At 41.9% G+C, this 19,666-nt stretch carries 14 protein-coding genes; 6 read left to right on the forward strand and 8 right to left on the reverse strand.

All coding sequences use genetic code 11. The annotated features are described in order from the left end of the window. The first annotated feature begins 28 nt into the window (after positions 1 to 28). Positions 29 to 2,398: a hybrid sensor histidine kinase/response regulator gene (locus ASF92_RS18880; protein WP_082489624.1), complete on the forward strand. Its 2,370-nt coding sequence runs from the start codon at positions 29 to 31 to the stop codon at positions 2,396 to 2,398. 217 nt (positions 2,399 to 2,615) lie between these two features. On the opposite strand, the gene ASF92_RS18885 is transcribed toward ASF92_RS18880, so the two are convergent. The 6 genes from ASF92_RS18885 to ASF92_RS18910 form a co-directional block, all read right to left on the reverse strand. Continuing rightward, complete coding sequence (locus ASF92_RS18885) at positions 2,616 to 3,125, reverse strand: hypothetical protein (RefSeq protein ID WP_056097032.1); 510 nt, start codon at positions 3,123 to 3,125, stop codon at positions 2,616 to 2,618. 27 nt (positions 3,126 to 3,152) lie between these two features. Next, entirely contained in the window at positions 3,153 to 3,434 is a 282-nt protein-coding gene (locus tag ASF92_RS18890) for a hypothetical protein (RefSeq protein ID WP_056097035.1), read from the reverse strand. A 206-nt stretch (positions 3,435 to 3,640) separates the two neighbouring features. Beyond that, the gene (locus tag ASF92_RS18895; RefSeq protein ID WP_056097038.1) at positions 3,641 to 4,642 is read right to left on the reverse strand and encodes an aldo/keto reductase; all 1,002 of its coding nucleotides are present in this window, start codon (positions 4,640 to 4,642) and stop codon (positions 3,641 to 3,643) included. A gap of 79 nt (positions 4,643 to 4,721) precedes the next feature. Next, the gene (locus ASF92_RS18900; RefSeq protein ID WP_056097042.1) at positions 4,722 to 5,627 is read right to left on the reverse strand and encodes an AraC family transcriptional regulator; all 906 of its coding nucleotides are present in this window, start codon (positions 5,625 to 5,627) and stop codon (positions 4,722 to 4,724) included. A 321-nt stretch (positions 5,628 to 5,948) separates the two neighbouring features. Further along, positions 5,949 to 8,591: an outer membrane beta-barrel protein gene (locus ASF92_RS18905; RefSeq protein ID WP_157263976.1), complete on the reverse strand. Its 2,643-nt coding sequence runs from the start codon at positions 8,589 to 8,591 to the stop codon at positions 5,949 to 5,951. Between the two features lie 799 nt (positions 8,592 to 9,390). After that, complete coding sequence (locus ASF92_RS18910) at positions 9,391 to 10,620, reverse strand: AraC family transcriptional regulator (RefSeq protein WP_056097048.1); 1,230 nt, start codon at positions 10,618 to 10,620, stop codon at positions 9,391 to 9,393. 225 nt (positions 10,621 to 10,845) lie between these two features. Here ASF92_RS18910 and ASF92_RS18915 point away from each other — a divergent pair, with 225 nt between their 5' ends. Continuing rightward, positions 10,846 to 13,731, forward strand: a complete 2,886-nt coding sequence (locus ASF92_RS18915; RefSeq protein ID WP_056097051.1) for a TonB-dependent receptor — start codon at positions 10,846 to 10,848, stop codon at positions 13,729 to 13,731. A gap of 36 nt (positions 13,732 to 13,767) precedes the next feature. Beyond that, a complete protein-coding gene (locus tag ASF92_RS18920) occupies positions 13,768 to 14,580 on the forward strand; it encodes a tyrosine-protein phosphatase (protein ID WP_056097057.1) in 813 nt (270 codons plus the stop codon). Between the two features lie 315 nt (positions 14,581 to 14,895). Here the strand turns inward: ASF92_RS18920 and ASF92_RS18925 are convergent, their stop codons facing one another. Together ASF92_RS18925 and ASF92_RS18930 are read right to left on the reverse strand one after the other, a co-directional pair. After that, positions 14,896 to 15,741 carry an NAD(P)-dependent oxidoreductase gene (locus tag ASF92_RS18925; protein WP_056097060.1) on the reverse strand — a complete coding sequence of 282 codons (846 nt, stop codon included), beginning with the start codon at positions 15,739 to 15,741 and terminating at the stop codon, positions 14,896 to 14,898. 63 nt (positions 15,742 to 15,804) lie between these two features. Beyond that, the gene (locus ASF92_RS18930; protein ID WP_056097063.1) at positions 15,805 to 16,650 is read right to left on the reverse strand and encodes an AraC family transcriptional regulator; all 846 of its coding nucleotides are present in this window, start codon (positions 16,648 to 16,650) and stop codon (positions 15,805 to 15,807) included. A 377-nt stretch (positions 16,651 to 17,027) separates the two neighbouring features. On the opposite strand from ASF92_RS18930, the gene ASF92_RS18935 reads away from it, so the two are divergent. The 3 genes from ASF92_RS18935 to ASF92_RS18945 all read left to right on the forward strand — a co-directional run bounded on the left by ASF92_RS18935 (position 17,028) and on the right by ASF92_RS18945 (position 19,283). Beyond that, positions 17,028 to 17,795 (forward strand): SDR family NAD(P)-dependent oxidoreductase, encoded by a 768-nt coding sequence (locus tag ASF92_RS18935; protein ID WP_056097066.1) that lies wholly within the window; start codon positions 17,028 to 17,030, stop codon positions 17,793 to 17,795. Between the two features lie 99 nt (positions 17,796 to 17,894). Beyond that, complete coding sequence (locus tag ASF92_RS18940; protein WP_231729865.1) at positions 17,895 to 18,800, forward strand: AraC family transcriptional regulator; 906 nt, start codon at positions 17,895 to 17,897, stop codon at positions 18,798 to 18,800. A gap of 45 nt (positions 18,801 to 18,845) precedes the next feature. After that, on the forward strand, positions 18,846 to 19,283 hold the full coding sequence (locus ASF92_RS18945) for an SRPBCC domain-containing protein (protein WP_056097072.1): 438 nt from the start codon (positions 18,846 to 18,848) through the stop codon (positions 19,281 to 19,283). Positions 19,284 to 19,666: the final 383 nt, after the last annotated feature.

Below are 19,666 nucleotides of genomic sequence, written 5' to 3' on the forward strand. Positions count from 1 at the left end.
TATCTAATCTTCACCCGAACAGCCTATTTTGAGACGACTATCTATCTTTTTGCTTTTATTGCTCTGTTTACCAACCGCTAAGGCTCAATATCAACTCCGTGAAGGTAATTTACCTGAAGAGCTATCCATACTTAATCATGCACGGATACTGAATACCGGCTCAAAAATAGTTACACTAAATGAAATCGTAAGCGGCAGCGAAAGCCTGTCTTTCAAAAAGTTAAGTGGCACATTGGGTAATCTCGGCTTCACGGGCGACAACTACTGGCTTACATTTCAATTAAAAAACACGACTAAAGAAAACTTAACTTATTACTTACAAACAGCAGAACCTGTAACCAATCAGGTAAATCTCTATTTAATTGACAAGGGAAACAAAATCGAATCTCAAAAAAGTGGCGATGATTTACCCTTTTCAGGGCGTAGCGTAAAAGACAGGCAAACGCTTTTTAAAATCGTTCTGGAGCCAGGTGAAATGAAAAACGCATTTATAGACATTAAAAACGACGGCCAGGAGAATAGCCTGCCGCTGTTGCTTATCAGCCAGCAAAGGCTCCTGGAACGCAATGCTGGTGAGTTATTAATGATGGGCATTTTTTACGGCATACTTGCTGTAATCGCTACCACTTATCTGTTTTTTTACTTCGCCATGAAGGATATATCCTTCCTGTATTACTCGCTTTATGTGGTTTCCGTGGGCCTGTGTCAATTTGCCCTTGATGGTTTTTACCATCAGTACATTGGTACCGGAAATTCCTGGCTCAGCCTTCATGCAGTTATTATTTTCGCTATCCTTTGTAGTTTTTTCTTTGGAAAATACAGCCAGAATTTCCTGGAAATGAAACGTAAGAACCAAAGAATTAACAAACTATTTGCCCCCATTTATGTATCTTTAGGTCTATTGCTTGCAGGAATTATTGTATATCCTCCCCTGTTAAAATATGCCTATCCAAGTATAAATGTCATCATACTCTTCGGGTTGCTTATCATTTCCCTTTCCATTAGCATAATTTTTTACAAAAAACAACCTATAGATTTATTCTATACTACGGGTATCGTAATTTTGCTTGTAACCATCGTTATAAGCGTAGCAATGCGGTTTGGTGTTACCGCTGAAGGATTTTCCATAAGCTTTATAACGAAGGTTGGTATCGGCTTAGAAATCATTTTCCTGTCGCTCTCTCTGGCAAATCGAATTCGAATGCTCCGAAATAACAAAGACGAACTTCAAATCCTCGCACTACAAAAGGCAGAAGAAATGAGCGAATTAAAATCTTATTTTCTTTCTAATATGAGTCATGAGCTGAGAACCCCTTTAAATGCAATTCTGGGTCTTGCTGCAATCATGGAAAAAGAAAGTAACGACCCCAGGGTACTTGCAAATTGCGAAGTAATCCGATACGCATCGCATGGTTTAATTTCTTCGGTAAATGACATTATCGACTTCTCAAAAGTTGAAAAAGGCGAGTTGAAACTCGAAAAAATAGATTTTAACCCCGTTCATATTTTAAATAAACTTTCCCTAAGTGCAGAAAAACAATGTAAAGATAAAGGTCTCACTTTTAAGCTGATACAATCAATGAATGAAGACCTTGTTTTGATTGGCGATCCGGTCAGGTTTGAGCAAATCATTCACAATGTACTTGGTAATGCCATAAAATTTACCGCTCATGGGAATGTAACCATGGAAGCCAAATCCGCAATAGCACAAAATCTATTAACCCTGCAGCTTACCATAAAAGATACAGGCATTGGTATCCCCAAAGAGAAGCTCGGTAGTATTTTTAGCTTATTTTCTCAAAACAGATCCGATAATAAAAGAACGCACGGGGGCTTCGGCATAGGCCTGAGTATTGTTAAAGTTTTAATTGATTTGCACCAGGGCAAAATAAATATTGAAAGCGCTGTCGATGTGGGTACCAGCTGCGACATCAAACTAACGTATCCAATTCAGGAAACAATCGAGAAAACAATTAATCTGTATCCGGAAGATGAATACAATCTTTTAGGAAAACACATTCTGGTTGCTGAAGATAATACAATGAATCAAATGATTATCCAGATGATGCTTGAAGACTGGAAGAATACAAGGGTAAGTTTGGCCAATGATGGTGCAGAGTGCCTGAAAATACTGAAGGATGATGATAGCATCGATTTAGTTCTAATGGACCTGCAAATGCCGGTGATGGATGGTTACGAAGCCATTGCGGCCATTAGAAATGATTTAACCGGAATTAATAAAACAAATATTCCAATTATCGTTATCACTGCTGATACCACTACAGATACCAAAGACCGTATTTTTAGCATTGGCGCCGACGATTACATGAGTAAGCCGATTGAAGAAGAAATGATGTATCAAAAACTAACTGCTGTATTATCGCGCAGGATAAATTAAAATGTTGAAGTACTTTGCCTTTTATATTGGTACGAGTTAAAAACTCGCACCAGCACAACTCAATGAATTGAAATCCGCTCGGACTAGCCGGGGCATACAAAAGTAGTTTGTGATACATAACCAATAACCTATAAATAATTTAGAAGCTTATTTAAATTTTATTAATAAAATGCAGGAAAGTTCCGAAAACCCAATTCGGGCTTTCGGAACTACTTGATTAATTAAGTTTAATACTGTTTAGCAAATCATTTAGTATTTGATTGGCCTGGGCTGCATCTTGTTGTTTAAAGGCAATGCAACCTCTTACGCCGTGCTTATCTTTTGACTCTGAAATAAAATAAAAATAGTTTTCGTTACCACGATTTGCGGTCTTCACAAAAAATTGTTGGTATTTATATTTTTTGATTTTTCCTTTCACTTCGATTTTCTTAAGGAGATCAGACTCGGGATGACCCAACTCTCCTTCCATTACATGTTCTAAAGTGACACCAGCAAGACTTTCATAATCTTCAAAACCAACCAGGATGTTTGAAACCTGATATGAATTTTTGAAACGAGTGGGTACACCAACTAACTTAAAATTGTCTTTTGCAAAAGTTTTATTATGTGTCACCGAAGTGGCTACCAAATTTTTCGGTTTTATAAACGTAGCAGTTTTCTTTACGGGTTCTTGAGCATTCAATACGCTGGAAACTGCGATTAATAATGTGATTAGTGTTGTTTTCATAGGTTTAATCTTGACATGGTTTGAGTTCTACGCATTATTTTGATTTAATTTCAACGGCATGTATTCATCCGAGCTTGGGTCCGCCTTGTATAAATTTAGAAATGCACCAAATTTAAGCAAAAAGCTTACTCCAGGTGCTACATTGCCACCGCCACCTAGTTGTAGGTAAGCAGCATTATAAGCGGCCAAAGTAGTATTACTAAAATTATTGTATTCATTTAGGAAAGCTGGCCAATCCTTTACTGTTACGACGTAATTGCAGTTGGATGTTACAACATTAGTTGAAACATTATCTTTATAATAGTTCACTCCAATCCCACTTTGCTGTACGGCCGCAAGATTTATTAGTTTTTTAAGTTAATCTTAATCTATAAGCATCATTGGATTTCAGAAATGTATAGATGATAATTTACTTACTATTTAACCAAGTAGGTAGTAACAAGTTTTCTCAATGTGATTATGTCTTTCATAGGCTAATGATTACTTGGGATCAATTGGTATTGCGTTTTTATAAATCAATGATTAACCATTTTCATGGCACCTTCGCTGTACCGCTCACCAATTACTGGGTATTGTTTAATCAGCCCGTCAATCGCTACAAGATCGTTGCTGGTCAGGTTCACTTCGATTGCACCAACATTTTCTTCCAGGTAGTTTCTTTTCTTGGTTCCGGGAATCGGGATGACATCATCGCCCTGCGCCAATACCCAGGCCAAAGCAAGCTGGGCAGGTGTGCAGTTTTTTGTCTCTGCAAGCGCGGCAAATTCTGTAATCAACTTATTGTTGTTGGCTATATTTTCCGGTTGGTAGCGTGGCAGTGTTCTTCTGAAATCATCTTCAGCAAGAATGTTTACATCAAGGGTATTAGTGACCAAGCCCCTCGCCAAAGGAGAATAAGGAACAAGTGAAATCCCAAGTTCACGGGTAGTTTGCAATATCCCATTTTCCACATCCCTTGTCAGCAGTGAATATTCGCTTTGCAGCGCAGCAATTGGATGTACGGCATGCGCTTTTCTGATGGAAGCCGCTGAAGCTTCGCTGAGTCCAAGATAACGTACTTTACCTTCTTTAACCAGATCAGCCATTGCGCCCACCATATCCTCGATCGGGATGTTCGGGTCAACCCGATGCGCATAGTACAGATCTATGGTGTCAATTTTCAACCGCTTTAGACTCTGTTCGACAGCTATTTTAATCCAGGCGGGAGAGCCATCAAAATAGGTACCTAGGGCACTGCTTGGCCCTGCAATTCCATCCTTAAAACGGAATCCGAATTTAGTGGCGATGAATACCTTGTCGCGGTTAGGTACCAGTATTTTAGAGATGAGTTCCTCATTGGCGCCATTGGCATACATATCCGCCGTGTCCCAAAAGTTGATGCCCAGGTCAAGTGCTTTCTCCAATGTTGCTAAACTTTCTTTGTCATTCGTAGGGCCATAAGCAAAGCTCATACCCATGCAACCCAGACCGAGCGCAGACAGCTGCTCGCCGGTTGTCCCAAGTTTTCTGTATTTCATTACTATTAGATTTTATGCCTCAAATGTAGCTAGTGAGTCCATCACAGAATTATAGGCATCAAACAGATTTTTATAATAATCAAACAGCCTTGCGTATTTGAGTAGGTGCCGAACCGGTGTGCTTTTTAAAGAACAAAGTAAAGTAAGAAGGATATTCAAAGCCCAGGCTATAGGCGATATCGGAGATGTTCCAGTCGGTGTGCTGCAATAAAGCTTTGGCCTCTTTAATGATTCTGGCTGCAATATGAGCGGTAGTGGTCTTGCCGGTTACTTCCTTTACCGAGCGGTTTAGGTGGTTGATATGTACGGACAAAGCGGTGGCATAATCCGCGGGATTTTTAAGTTTAAGTACCAGTGCAGGGGAATCAATCGGAAACTGCCTTTCCAGCAACTCAAGAAATAGAGCCGAAACCCTTGAAGAGGCATTGGCATAAGTATGAAAATTTGTAGTCGGGCTATTTTTCATGGCCTCATGGATCAGCAGATGTAGATAGCTACGCAATACGTCATATTTGTGCGGGTAAACGGAGCACATCTCCGCCTGCATTTTTTGAAATATGGACGAAAGCTCGTGCAGTTGCTGCTCATCAGGAAAGAAGATTGGATTACAGCCGATCCTGAACAAAGGTGAATCTCGCAGGTTGTTGACCCGCTCACTGTGCTGAATGAAATCTTCAGTAAACAGGCAATACCAGCCTGACTGCTGCTCGGATTCTGCCTCCCAGGAATAAGGCACAATAGGATTAGAAAATAGCAGTGCCGGACGATCGATCTGTATCCACTTATCGGCATAATAGATCTTGCCCTTGCCTATGATCAGCGACACCTTGTAGAAATCACGGCGGCTGTAAGGGCTTACAACGGCACAGGTCTCCCTGCTGAATACATTGATATGTCCAATACCCGCATTGTCTAGCGGTACATCGGTAGGTGCATGGCTGGGTAACCTGTTATAAAAATCGCTGACGCTCTCTGTTTGTTTCACGCTGCTAATTTATAATAATCAAATAAAAATTCGACCAACGCAGCATCAATTTTGTTGCTGTGTCTCGTCCTGCATAGGTTTACAATCCTATTCAGGACGAGACAGTTCAATAAATCCTATCAAGCCAATGGCTACTTTAGTTCCGAAACCTTAATTTTGAGACGCTTCTTTCAGTCACCAGACAAACTGCTCTTTATAATCCAGAATTACAAAAATCAGAGGAGTATTCTCCACAAAACGCTTTCATCTCAAGAGAAAATAATTTTAGTCATCGCAAGTGCCATACTATTATTATCGGTACTGCATCCTCAATAGCTTTTATCAACTTCCAAAGTTGCGCACCCTGAAAATCAGCGAAAACATAAAGTATCTTCCTAGCCTGTTCACCTGTCTGTCAACAATAACATTGTCAAAAACATCCCTTGAGATTCCAGCATTCTGATTGAACAAATCAAATCCTTCCACCCGCACTGCTGCAGCATTGTTTTTTAAAAACCTATATTCGGTATAAAGACGAAGCAGCGTCGGATTTCGAACCGATCCATTGTCATAGCCCATGTTAACCTGTTTGGTGAAATCATATCCTAAAGTTAGATCATCGAAGAGAAAAGTGCGTCCTTCCACACCATATTCAAGCCGCTTGGTTCTTCGTTCAGGAAATAAATCTGTCGAATAATGAGTGATATTTTGCGAATAAGAGGCTTCAGCTTCAAGGTTTACTACATTCTCTATATCTACGCGCAATTCCACTTCCTGGCGCCAGTTGAAGTTTTCCGCTTCAATTCTGGTATCATCTGTGAAGGAAATATTGTTATTAAGCTGACCTGAGCCGGAAAGCCCCAGACTCAGTTTTCTTCCCGGTAATAGCGGCTGGCTGATATCATAATCTCCCCGAAGGCTATAATAACCATCCGTATTGATAAAGCTGGTTTGCTGATAAACGCTTCCTGGCAAACGCTTTTTGGTTGATACAATTCTATCATCAATACGCTCATACCGCAAATTCGCCAACACCACTTTTCCTGCATTCCAGTCGGCCTGTTTATAATGCATATCTACTCCATGGATGAATTCGGGCAAGAGGTCAGGATTTCCCGTAACAATATTCTGTAGATCTGAGTTATCGCTGATGGGTTGTAATTGCAGAAAGCTAGGTTGGTTGCTCCTGCCTCGATAGTTAAGTTCTAAAGAGCGCTGCTGTGAAAATTTATAACTAAATCGCATTGAAGGAATAAAGTTGAACGTCTGGTTCAAAGTACTTATATTTCTGCTCAAATTTTCTCCTTTGAGGGTAACAGGCTGAGCACTCAGTCCAATCGTATACTTTAATTTTTCTCCAACATGCCGAAAATTTAGGCCGAACCTATTGGTGGTAAACTGATAATCATATAAATTACTTAGATCAGCATTAAATATGGGCGCTCCTTGATTAATATCAAATACTTCGCGTGAGCTTTTGTTAGCAGAGTGGTTGTAGCTATAATTTATCTCAACAAAATCATGTTTACTTAGTGGCTCCATATAGGATGCACCGAAATTAAATTGCATGTTACTCCCAGCCTGCCCGTTATTCTGATTTTGAATGAGGGTATCTATGATGTTATTATCAATATTGATATACCTGTTATTGATGGTCCTGCTGTTTTCATCATTCGAATAGGCAATATTGCTCCAGCCAGTAAGACTTCTACCATGCTTATTAAATTTGTGGTTATAAAAGATGTTGGTGCGAAGATTAATGCTTTCCCCATTGCTAAGAGATGAGCCTAACCGGTCGGTGGCTAGCGAATCCTGACTGGTAAGGGAAGTGCTGAAATTATTCCCGGAGTTTCGTTCGAATGAAAGATTGGGCGAAATTTTAAGATAGTTAGACGTATCGATTTTGTATTCCAGATTACCGCCAAGCGCGTGGCGGTTGTTCCTGGTCGTGTTATCACTTCTGGCGTCCTCAATGCGACTGGTTGCATTTAATAAGCTATCCTGTAAAAAACTTTGGGTAAAGGTGGAACTTATAGTCGAATTTTTGGTGTTATCAAAATTGTAACTTATATCTGCTGACAGCTTTTTGCTGAATTCATTCTTGTAATTCAATCCCAATTTATTTCGGGTGGTAATACCATCCCCGCCTCCTCCCCTTACGTTGGCATTTGCGAGGGTAGCATCAAGCGAAAGCTGACGCTCTCCTTTAATGCTATTTCCACGCAGATTGAGGTTATATCTTTCCAAATTTCCCACTCCTGCAGCAGCGCGCACGAAATAACCTTTCTTTTTATCCTCTTGAATCGTTAGGTTAAGCACTTTTTCAGGTTCGCCAGATTTAATACCAGTAAGACGCGCCTGATCTCCATAGTCATCTATGAACTGTAGGTTTTTAATGATATCTGCGGGCAGATTTTTAATGGCCGTGGCAACATCAGTTCCGAAGAAGTCCTTACCATTTACCCGAATTTTAGTGACCGGAGTGCCCTGACTTGTTACGTTACCATCCTTATCAACCTCTATCCCAGGTAGTCTTTTAAGCATCTCATCAACACCGTCGCCTTCCCTTACAGGAAAAGCTCTTGCATTAAAACTAACGGTATCCTCAGAAATTTTAACGGGCGGAGTCCCGGAAATGACTACTGCATCCAAAGTATTTGACAAAGCCTTGAGTTCTATGAACGGGATTGATAGTTCTTTATCCCTTTTGAATTCAAATGAACCTTTGAAGGCGCTATATCCAATATAACCCGCAGAGAGCGTAAAGGGGTTTCCCGATCGGTTTCTGAAAAAAAAGTTTCCATCAGGATCGGTAGAAACCGCAGAACTGTCTTTGTTATCGTAAATTCTCACCACTGCCCCTGGCAACCCCACTCCTGAGGTATCCACTACTTTTCCTTTAACCGTAAAATCCTGTGCCATCACTTCTGTTTTCAACCCCATCAATAACGCCGCCAGCAAAACTGCCTGAAGTAATTTACCCATAATTTTATTTGTGTGTGGGCTAAAAGTACAGGCTAAGAAAAATGATCCCAAAAGCGTAATGGATTTTTTACCTCCACGACCATTCTGGTTTGTGGTTACCAACGGAAAATTTCGAGTTTAAATTTTACAAAACCACCTTGAAATATCTCTTTAGCGATAAAGTAAATAATCAAAAAGCTAAATCCTTGAAGATGTATCAATATTGATGCATTGTATTAAAACTTAATTAGATCATCTGATTTCCTATAACAGGAAGAAAATTATCTAAAAACAGTTAGCTCAATATCATCTATAAACCGAGATATTTCTTTAAAAGCTATTAGCATCGACTGAAAGGGAGCAAAAACTCCTTTATCAACAGCACATTTCCTAATAGCAGGGAAAAATTAGAAGAAAAATTATTGCAGAACTGCTAAGTGCCTATGAATCTTTGAAGACCGAACTGATTACGTAACTAAGGATTACTAGCTACAAAATTGGATATTGTACCTTAAAATTTCCAACTTACAGGTGGCTGTGCAATAAATTAGATGCTGCACTTTTATGATCATACTCCTCAGCAATCAAATCCTTCGAAGGCATGCGGATTCAAAACTAACCGTGAATTAGAAGAGCGAATAGAGCAATCCTAATGAAAATCTTCCGAACATAAAATGACTTTGGCAAGATGAGCACCCCGATAAGCCGAAGACTTTCTTAACCTAAACTATCTTAACCTAAAGGACTACATTGAAAACGAACAATTATAACTGGATTACAGCGAATTAACTGTTTCGCCTACTTTTCGTTTAATGCTTGTTCAGTGACAGATAACTACTTTACCAATATCAGATATCCTCTTGAAATAGGACGATGGCGTTTCCCCTGCTATCTCTTTAAAGTACCTATTGAATGAAGATTTAGAATTGAAACCGGCTTCATAAGCTAATGAGAGCATATTAATTTCATAATCCTTCGTAGCCAGGATGTTCATTTGTTCTTTGACATATTCAATGCGGTACTCATTTACAAATAAGTAGAAAGGCTTATGCAGGTAATGGTTAAGCGTTTCACTAATGTGGTACTTGCTATTTTTTGTATATGACGCTAATTTATCTAAGGTCAGCTCACTGTCTTTAAAATAAGCCTCTGTTGCCATCGCGTTCTCAAGCTTTAAAACGATGCTTAACATTTCATCGATTTGTAATAGCGCTCTTTTCTTTTGCTGAGGCGCATCCGGGAAAGACTCTAAGTCATCCCGCTCCTTTACAAGAATTCTCTTACTGTTGTCCTGTTCATCAAAAAATTGGTAATCGAGCTCTTCTGACTGAACTGGAACGGAGTTAAGTTGATTATGGGCTTCGTGAAGGTTTACTACATATTTTTTTGTAATCCGAGCCAAGGCATAATATTTATAGGAGATTATTCTAATGCAAATAACAATAAGAATCGTATACACCACGCTCCTGCCCAGGTAATTATAGTCATGACCAAAGGGTTGGAAAACGGTTAATATTATACTCACGAAACTGGTCGCCAGAAATAAATAAGCTAGCTGAATAATCAGGTTTCGTTCACTATTTGATTCATCAATATTGTTTTTGGCAAAATAAATTATCCAGCATGCGAGAAAAGCATCCAAGGGGATGATTGTCCATAATGTTATCGTGTTGTACCAGAACAAAACCTGATGACCCGCAACCGGATTAGTAGCCAATACACTGGCTACTGAGAAAAATCCGATGGCGCCTACGATAAAGGGAATAAAAACCCACCATTTTGACGCGGGTATAAAATCCGGACGGGAAATTTTTATTGTATAGAGGCAAAGTATAGGAAGATAGCAGAGCCATATAAAAGTATTCATCATTCCCAGTATTTCAGTATCTGACACGAAATTGTAGATAATGAATTTTATAGAAAGATGTATGCTAATACAAACAGCTAATGCAATCAATAAACCGTCGGCATCGTCACGAATTCTGCTACGCCATAATAATGTAGCCGCTGCAAGTGCCTGAAATATTCCAATGGCGATAATATACTTCATATAACAGCTTTATGAATTCAAAAATAGGTTTTGCTTATTAGATGAATGTTAAGTGTTTATGAACAAATACCCGGTAACATAATGATGACAAGTGTTAAATGGCTGATTTTCAATTACCGGGAGTGCCAAAAAAATTATTGACACGCTCAAAGGCCTAACCGTCCGTTGAGACGGTCGATTGGTCAATTTTACCGGCTTACATTTGCCGAAAACAATCCAATAATCATGTTAACAAAATTTATTTTCAGATCCCGGGCAAACTTTAATCATACGAGATTAATCGTTGTAATAGCATTATTATTTATAACCTTACCTGCTTTCAGCCAGACCATTAAGGGGACCATAGTAAGTGAAGCAGGTTCATTGCCTGGAGCAAACATTAATGGTAAGACTTTTAAAAGGGCGGCATCATCGGATTTGCAGGGCGTTTTTACCCTTCTGGCACCAGATACGGGGTCGGTGACCATTGAGATCAGCTATATAGGCTACGCATCAAAAACGGTTACACTCAAATTAACCGGAGGCATTAATGATATCGGATTAATAACCATGGTACCCGATACGAAGCGCTCTCTTGGCGACGTGGTTATCAGGGGAACCATGGCTCCCTCACAAGCCAAGGCCTACAGCATCAAAAAAAATTCAAACGCGATAATGGACGTAATGGCTGCTGATGCGATTGGTAAACTGCCAGACCGTAACGCTGCTGAAGCGGTTCAGCGTATGCAAGGGGTGGCGGTTGCCCGCTACCACGGAGAGGCAGACCAGGCAGCAGTGAGGGGAACACCTTTTTCCTGGACATCAACATTATTTAATGGAAATCGCCTACCAAGCTCAAACGTTATGGGCAACCGGTCCTCGGTGCTGGATGTCGTACCTTCAGAAATAATTCAATACGTGCAGGTCGCTAAAGCCATCACTCCGGATATGGAGGGCGATGCGATTGGCGGGTCAATCAACTTCGTCACCAGAACGGCACCTACTAAAAGAACATTAAATGTCAGCGGAGCCGGCGGATACAACACTTTCAGTAAAAACGGCACCTATAACGGCTCTTTAGTATACGGTGACCGGTTTCTAAACGATAAGCTTGGAATTATCGTAGCTGGTGCTATCTGGAGCAGACAATGGGGATCTGATGAATTTGTAACCTCGTATAATACAGGGCTGGCAAATCTTCAGCAAAAAAAATCAATCAATACAGTCTTGTTTAAGCGCTACATGGGTGAGCGTGAAACAAAAGGATTGAATGTTGGCGCGGAATACAAAATCACGCCGTTGCATAAAATCTTTTTTAGGGGAATGGTTAATAAATTTGACGATATACGACCGGTTTATGAATCCTACATTGATTATACCAACAGCCGCTATCAATATAATTACCGCTACTCTCATTACCAGACCGCACTAAATGGCCTTGAAGTTGGTGGAGAAAACCAATTATCACCGCTCATTAAACTGGACTGGAGTTATAGCAATCATAAATCAAGATACTACCTGGAGACCCCGCCAACATCAGCTGGTAAAGGTTTACCAATTGCTACTTTCCGACAAAGAATTACCAGTGGATTCAGTAATCTGTCGAGCGATGGAAAACGTTACTGGAGTTTTGATTCCCCGAATGGCGTGGGTGGGACATCTGAAGATTTTCAATCCGGGGTGAAGGACGCCGGTGAGGTCATGAGCGCGGATAAATTATTGCTTTCCCAACTGGTTATCTCTCAATTAGATAATAGTGAGCACGACCAGATCGCACAGCTTAATTTAAAGGTAGACGCAAGTTCGAAAGTGCATTTTAAATTTGGAGGTAAATACCGCACAAAGGAAAGAATCAGCACTTTCGGTTCTAATTTTGTGTTCCTGCCCGGCGCCGCTTTAGGTGTACCTAACGCTCCCGCGCTTCGATCTTTGTCTTCGCTGCAAACCACTAATTTCCCCAAAGGCACCACTTTCTTTGGCAATATGAATGGAAACTACGACCAGTACATCGTAAATCCTTTAGTTAAAGAACAGCTATTTGATATGTTTGGAACAGCTTTCCAATCGGCCAATGGTATTGTTGATGCGACCTCCAAGACAAATCCAACCGCATTATACACGGGAAATGAGGATGTAAGCTCAGGTTATGCTATGGCAGAAATGGACGCCACAGAAAGATTGAAAATTATAGCAGGAATAAGGAATGAATATACGAAGACGACTTTGGATGGCATGAAGTCCACCACCTCTGGCAGCGTGGTTAACGTTAGCCCTTCAACAGTAGAGAACAACTACAATGCATTTCTGCCGATGCTCAACTTGAAATATAAGTTAAGTGAGCAATCCAATCTTCGTGCTGCTTATACCCGGTCATTTGTACGTCCAAATTTTGGTGATATGACTCCTGGTGGATCAACCAATACCACAAGTGTACCAATGACCATATCTCAGGGTAATCCTGATTTGAAGCCTACCTTCAGCAATAATTATGATTTAATGGGTGAATATTATTTCAGCAACATTGGCATTCTATCAGGAGGTTTATTTTATAAGGACATCTCAAATATCATCTTCACCGATGTAAATATGCAAAGCGTTGGCGGAAGTGACTTTCTGGTAACCCAGGCTAAAAACTTAAACAAGGCGAAGCTATTTGGAATTGAAGCTGGAATTAACAAACGTTTTAATTTTTTAAGAGGGTTCTGGAGCGGATTTGGTGTAGAAGTTAATTATTCATTCATTGATTCAAAAACCCAGGTACCCCGGTTAGGTAACGCTCAATTAATGGATAAAACCAGTTTGCCCAACCAATCCAAACATCTGTTTAATACCATCTTGTTCTATGAACGCGACCGCGTCATGGTTCGTTTAGCCGGAAACTATAGAGGCAGTTCGGTTGAAACCATAAATCAGCAGTTGGGTCCAGACTTTTACATCTGGTCTGCCGCGAATTTTACCATCGATGCATCGGCGACCTTTTCGGTAACCAAAAGATTAAAAGCTTTTGTGGAGCTTAATAATCTAAGTAATTCACCCGTTGAAATGTACATGGGGGACAGGCGTCGTTTAACTTCATCAGAATCCTATGGCCGCCGGGGACAAGCCGGAATTCGTCTGGATATTTTAAAATAAACAAGCTACTTAAATAAAAACTAATTATTAGAAATTATGAAAAAAATTATCCTTGCAATCGCGGCTTTTATACCTGCGATAGCTGCGGCACAACTCGCGGACAGCAGTAAAAGAATTGTACCGGTCAACGCTGCAAATTTTCGAGATATCGGCGGTTATAAAACTACTGATGGAAAAGAGGTGGTCTGGGGGAAGGTTTATCGCAGTGCTGCAATAAATAAACTCACCGATGCTGATTTAAAGTTACTGGACAAAAAAGGAATACATACGGTGGTCGATTTTAGAGGAACCAGGGAAGCTGCACTGGCGGCTGATCGCTTGCCGCAGGATACCGATTACACGCTGAGCCCTGCCGGCAGCGAAAATATTCCTGATGCAGCGCAACTGGTTAGCCTTTTAAAACAAGGTAACTTCCTGGAGAAAATGTACGGGATAGACGGGGCAAAGTACGCTGGTGACCGTTACCGTTCGTTATTTATGAAGTTACTCACCGTTGATCAGAAAGAAGCCGTATTATATCATTGTACAGGAGGCAGAGACCGCACCGGAATGGCAACAGCACTGTTGCTGTATATTTTAAAGGTTCCCCAGCAAACCATAGAAGCGGATTATTTAGCATCAAATATTTATCTGGCTAAAGCAAATAAAGAAATGTTCGCTCCAATGGCAAAATTAAGTGGCATGAGCACAGAGGAGGTAGAAAAGGAATTTGCTCTGAGACCTGAACTACTCCGGGATTTTTTTAGTCAGCTGAAGCAACAGTACGGGAGCATAGAAAACTTTATGCAACAGGAATTAGCCGTCGGACCAAAGGAAATCGCTCAACTCAGATCCAGATACACTAGATAAAGAATAAATAGCGTTACTGGGCGCCTGGTGAAAGGCGTCCAGTTCGATTAAACGGCGGCCGACTGTCGCCAAATAAAAAGGGTAAACAAATTAATGTCTACCCCTCACCTTTACTAAAGGTAATCTATCGCTTGTGACGCTCTCACCTTTCACAATACAAATCTAGCTTGTTTTTGGTGTTCGCTCTTTATTCCAATTGTTCATTTTGCCGCAATCGGAATGTTCATTATCCGGTCATATATTGATACTGTAATTTTTCTAATAATTGATTTGCTGTCAGGCTGCGTATATTCCATCAATAAGTAGATATTACAGTTATAAAATATCCAGATCGCGCGCCACATAATAACTTGGTACCATCAACCGGAAACCTGTCTTGCGAAGCTTGGAAATGTCCGTAATCCCTTCAAAAGGATCTGCCAGCGGCGTTTCAACTGTTCCGAAAGCTTCAGCGGCTTTACCTACCGACTCCGCGAGTTCATACAAGGTGATTGGTGCATCATCAGCAATATTGAATATTTCCCCATTAAGGCCGTCTCTTTCCAGCAGCATGATCAAAGCCTGAGCGACATCCAGATGGTGCACCATGTGCATCCGGGATCCGGAATGGCGTTTCCACTTGCTCAACAGCGGTATAATCTCTTCAATATGTGGATCCTTGTCTCCATAAACGAAGCCTAAACGCAATATGCGCACATCCATTTCCTTCTTTAACAATTCCTGCTCGGCCGCAATCTTACTGGAGGCGTAGGCCCGCGGGTCATCAATATTTACGACATCATCCTCCCGAGCCGGGTGCCCGTAGCCCGAACCATATACATTACTGGTGCTAACAAAGACAAAGCGCTTCACACCCGCCGCAACTGCGGCATCCCCCAAGGCGACCGAACCGGCATGATTGGTTTTAATAATTCCTTCATTATCCGTGAACGTGCGGAACAAAGCTGCCAAATGGATCACCGCATCTACGCCCATTACTGCCGGCATTAAACTACCTGCATTAAACAGATCACCGGTCACCACTTCCGCGCCAAGCGCAGCCAATGCGCTGGCTTTAGCAGCATCTCGCACTAAAACACGTACATTATAACCCTTCATTAATAGCCGCGGAACAAAGCGGCTGCCCACCTTTCCGGTGGCACCTGTAACTAATATTTTCATAGCTCAAAGTTCCGGCTAAAACCCCCGGCCTTTAAATGATAATCAAACCAATAAGTATGATTATCAAACCTTACGTAGTGATTTAGGAGTCAGGCCTGTCACCCGCTTGAAAAAGTTATTGAAATAAGTCGGGTAGGCAAAACCGAGCGCATAGGCAATATCCGCTACGCTCCAATCTGTATGCTGCAACAGGGCTCTGGCCTCATTTGCGATGCGTTCAGCGATATGTAGCGAGGTCGGCTTTCCGGTCACCTCCTTAACAACCCGGTTCAGGTAATTAACGTGCACGGCCAGTTTTCCAGCGAAATCCTGGGCGGTTCGCAGCCGAAGCGGTTCCCTGGTATGCTCGATAGGAAATTGTCTTTCCAGCAGATCCAGGAATAAATGAGTCATCCGGATCGCGCCGTTTTGGTAGGCCGGCTCCCCGGGCGGTTGCAATAGCAAGGCTTCATGAATAATGAGTTCGATGCAGCTTTTGATCAGTTCGCTCTTATAAAGATAGTCGCCATCCCGAACGGCGAGCATCTTTAAAAAGATAGCCTTCATTAAGCCGGCCTGTTCCATGTTTAGCCGGACAAGCGGGTTTTGGATGGTGTTAAATAAGGGGGATTTCTTGACGATCGCTGGCATAAAAGCTTCCGTGAAAATACACGCATAGCCTGTGGTATCCCGGGAGCGGCGCAGCATGGTCCGCGGCACCCGCGGATTGACGAAAAAGAGCACGGTATCCTGCACTTCCAGTACCTGGTCGCCATAACCGATAGTCATCTCACCTGTTATCAGGCCCATCTTATAAAAATCCCTCCGCCCATGCACTGTCGGCACATCAACATTGGTTGGCAGCTGGTGCACCTTAAAGCCTTGCAGCCGCAGCTCCTCCATATTTACGCCCGGAATTTCATTTTCCATCCGGCAAAGTTAATCAAATCAAACCTTAGCTAATAATAACTAATGACAACCAACTTAAAACCATAACCCGTTTTAGATAAAGGTCAGGCTCAATTTCGTAACCGGGTTCATGGATGAATCTGTTGCAGCCATCTCTAAAGCTATTAACAAACTAAAATACGGCCGGAAGTGCTAGCAAAGACAAAGGGACATCCAAGACAAAGGAACAAAGCAGCGGCACAACATCATATACTTCAATCCTCGACTTTTCTAATAATCGCAACTTTTTCAACTCATTCGAGTGTTTTGAATTGATTCGGTTACAACGGTCCTTGGTTTGGTTACAATTACATGAAATACATTGAAGAATTTTGCTAAACAATAGTTATTCAAAATTTATGGAAGACAAAATAGCATCAACAAACAAACCAGTTGCATTAGTGACGGGCGCTAACCAGGGGGTAGGTAACGAAATTGCCAAAGCACTCGCCGCTAATGGATACATTGTTTATCTAGGTTCGCGTAAACTGGAAAATGGAGAACAAGCCGCCGGGAAAATCGGTGAGAACGCCAAAGCCATCCAGTTGGACGTAACAAAGCAAGAGACCATCCAGGCAGCAATGGAACATATCGGAAACGAACACGGACGCCTAGACCTGCTGGTAAACAATGCTGGAATTTCCCATGGCGGGACATCGCCAAAAGGCACTGAGGAACTTATGCGTACGGGGCGCGCGGTAAATGTATCATTGGATGAAGTACGCACCGTATGGGAAACCAACGTATTCGGCGTTATTGCTATGACACAGGCTGCCTTGCCTTTGCTGCGCAAGTCATCCGCTGCACGCATCGTCAACGTATCGAGTGGCCTGGGTTCGCTTACCTGGATATCAGATCCGGCTTGCTGGGCAAGAGCACATTTTGGCATTGTTTACGCAGCTTCTAAAACGGCCTTAAACGCAGTTACGCTGGCCTTCGCCCTGGAACTGGAAAAAGAAAATATCAAAGTAAATGCTACCAGTCCAGGTTATACGGCTACCGCGCTTAATAATTTTCAGGGTACAGATAGCTTAGAAGTGGGCTCCCGTGAACCTGTTCGGGTAGCCCTGGAAACTGACGGACCAACCGGAGGCTTTACCGGCCCTGAGGGTCAAATGCCCTGGTAGTTCCGATTAACGATTCAAATTAACCCTATCCATCAATATGACCAGCAAGTGAAATAATTGCTGGTCATAATTATTACCTTCATCAAGATGAAAAAAGACATGCCAAAAGTAGTCAAGCTTGAATCAATCGCCGAAATACACCACATACTGGACCTCCCCGGACCTACGCACCCGCTGATCACTTTGCTTGATACCAGGGAAGAACGGGTCAACCTAAGCAGGCTGCCGGTGAGCTATGTCACAACGCTTTATAAAATATCTTTTGTAAGCAAATTAGGCGGTCAGTTCAGATATGGCCAGGGGTTCTACGATTTTGATGAAGGCAGTATGGTTTTTACCGCTCCTAACCAGATAGTCGGCAGCACAGCTATCTATAAGGGTAACGAAGGCTATTCGCTGGTCTTTCACCAGGATTTCATCCAGGGCTATCCCCTTGCAGGCAAGATAAAACAATACGGATTCTTTTCATATGCTTCAAATGAGGCCCTACATCTTTCTGAGCAGGAAAGCACGACCGTGTCATCCATATTCACCATCATTCAAGAAGAACTCAATAGCCGGATAGACGATTTCAGCCACGAAGTGGTAATCGCTCAAATAGAATTACTTTTGAGTTACGCCAAACGCTTCTATAAACGGCAGTTCCTTACCAGGCAGGCGGGCAGCAATGCGCTGCTTCAGCAATTTGAAGCATTGCTTGACAATTACTTCAGGGAAAGTGGCCCTGTCAATCAGGGATTACCTAGTGTACAATTCCTGGCAGAGCAGTTGAATTATACCCCAAACTATTTAAGTGATATGCTGCGTTCGCTCACCGGGCTAAACGCACAGCAGCATATCCACGAAAAGCTGATCGAAAAATCCAAGGAACTGCTATCCACAACCAACCTTACCATAAGTGAGGTAGCCTACAAACTTGGTTTCGAGCATTCGCAGTCCTTTAGCAGGCTTTTCAAAACCAAGACTAAGGCTTCGCCGTTGGAGTTCAGGCAGGCTTTCAATTAGCTCGCCTCCCCAGCGAAACCTCTTTGTTACTACCTTGACTTAAGTATGAATATAAACGAACCCTTTGTATTGGAGGAATATTATCACACCCCCGCCGAGCATGTTTGGCAAGCATTGACCGATGTTAATGCAATGAAAGTCTGGTACTTTCCGCAACTTAAAAGCTTTCAGCCTGTTGTTGGTTTCGAGATGCAATTTTATCATGATGGGTCTGCTTATCAGAAGCGTTGGGAGGTCAGCCAAGTAGTGACCGGCAAAAAGCTCGCGCACAGCTGGAGTTATGTAGGTTATACTGGCCTATCAGAGGTAACCTTTGAACTTTTCCCGGATAGGCATTGTACAATGCTCAAACTTACCCATACCGGCTTGGCAACTTTCCCAAATGACCCCCATTTTTCCCCGCATAGGTTTGAGCAAGGATGGCAGCAGATAATTTCTTACAAACTAAAAGAATACCTAACTCCAAAGACTAACCCGCAGTAAAATCGCGGTTTATAATCAACCCATCTACAGCATTAACTGTTCTCTTAACTCCAGAGCCTACTTCAGCTTACGAAACCCCGCCTTTCGGGCTTTGGTAACCAATTAAGATTGATTTTAAAATATTTCCCAGCTTTGCTAAGCTTTTTTTCATGAAGCGTAAGAAAACCTGATCAAATGCCAGAAGCGTTGGTCCTGGTTGACTTGCTTCAAATTGTGTGTAAAAACAGGCCTGCCCTGATTTAATTCCATAGATTAACGCCAATCTGGCTGGAGATTCGCATTAGTTCGTCTAGGAATTACTGGCGTTGGTCTATCGGTTATGTTTGCTGGTATAATACGGGGTTTTTGTGTGCAACGTTTTAGGGACAGCTGCGTCTTAATTA

The organism is Pedobacter sp. Leaf176, from assembly GCF_001424305.1.
Classification (GTDB): Bacteria; Bacteroidota; Bacteroidia; order Sphingobacteriales; family Sphingobacteriaceae; genus Pedobacter.

Bases quoted from the DNA above. Each gene is read 5' to 3' on its own strand.
- ASF92_RS18885 (WP_056097032.1), bottom strand. From the start codon at position 3,125: ATGAAAACAACACTAATCACATTATTAATCGCAGTTTCCAGCGTATTG.
- ASF92_RS18895 (WP_056097038.1), bottom strand. From the start codon at position 4,642: ATGAAATACAGAAAACTTGGGACAACCGGCGAGCAGCTGTCTGCGCTC.
- ASF92_RS18905 (WP_157263976.1), bottom strand. From the start codon at position 8,591: ATGGGTAAATTACTTCAGGCAGTTTTGCTGGCGGCGTTATTGATGGGG.
- ASF92_RS18910 (WP_056097048.1), bottom strand. From the start codon at position 10,620: ATGAAGTATATTATCGCCATTGGAATATTTCAGGCACTTGCAGCGGCT.
- ASF92_RS18915 (WP_056097051.1), top strand. From the start codon at position 10,846: ATGTTAACAAAATTTATTTTCAGATCCCGGGCAAACTTTAATCATACG.
- ASF92_RS18920 (WP_056097057.1), top strand. From the start codon at position 13,768: ATGAAAAAAATTATCCTTGCAATCGCGGCTTTTATACCTGCGATAGCT.
- ASF92_RS18925 (WP_056097060.1), bottom strand. From the start codon at position 15,741: ATGAAAATATTAGTTACAGGTGCCACCGGAAAGGTGGGCAGCCGCTTT.
- ASF92_RS18930 (WP_056097063.1), bottom strand. From the start codon at position 16,650: ATGGAAAATGAAATTCCGGGCGTAAATATGGAGGAGCTGCGGCTGCAA.
- ASF92_RS18935 (WP_056097066.1), top strand. From the start codon at position 17,028: ATGGAAGACAAAATAGCATCAACAAACAAACCAGTTGCATTAGTGACG.
- ASF92_RS18940 (WP_231729865.1), top strand. From the start codon at position 17,895: ATGCCAAAAGTAGTCAAGCTTGAATCAATCGCCGAAATACACCACATA.
- ASF92_RS18945 (WP_056097072.1), top strand. From the start codon at position 18,846: ATGAATATAAACGAACCCTTTGTATTGGAGGAATATTATCACACCCCC.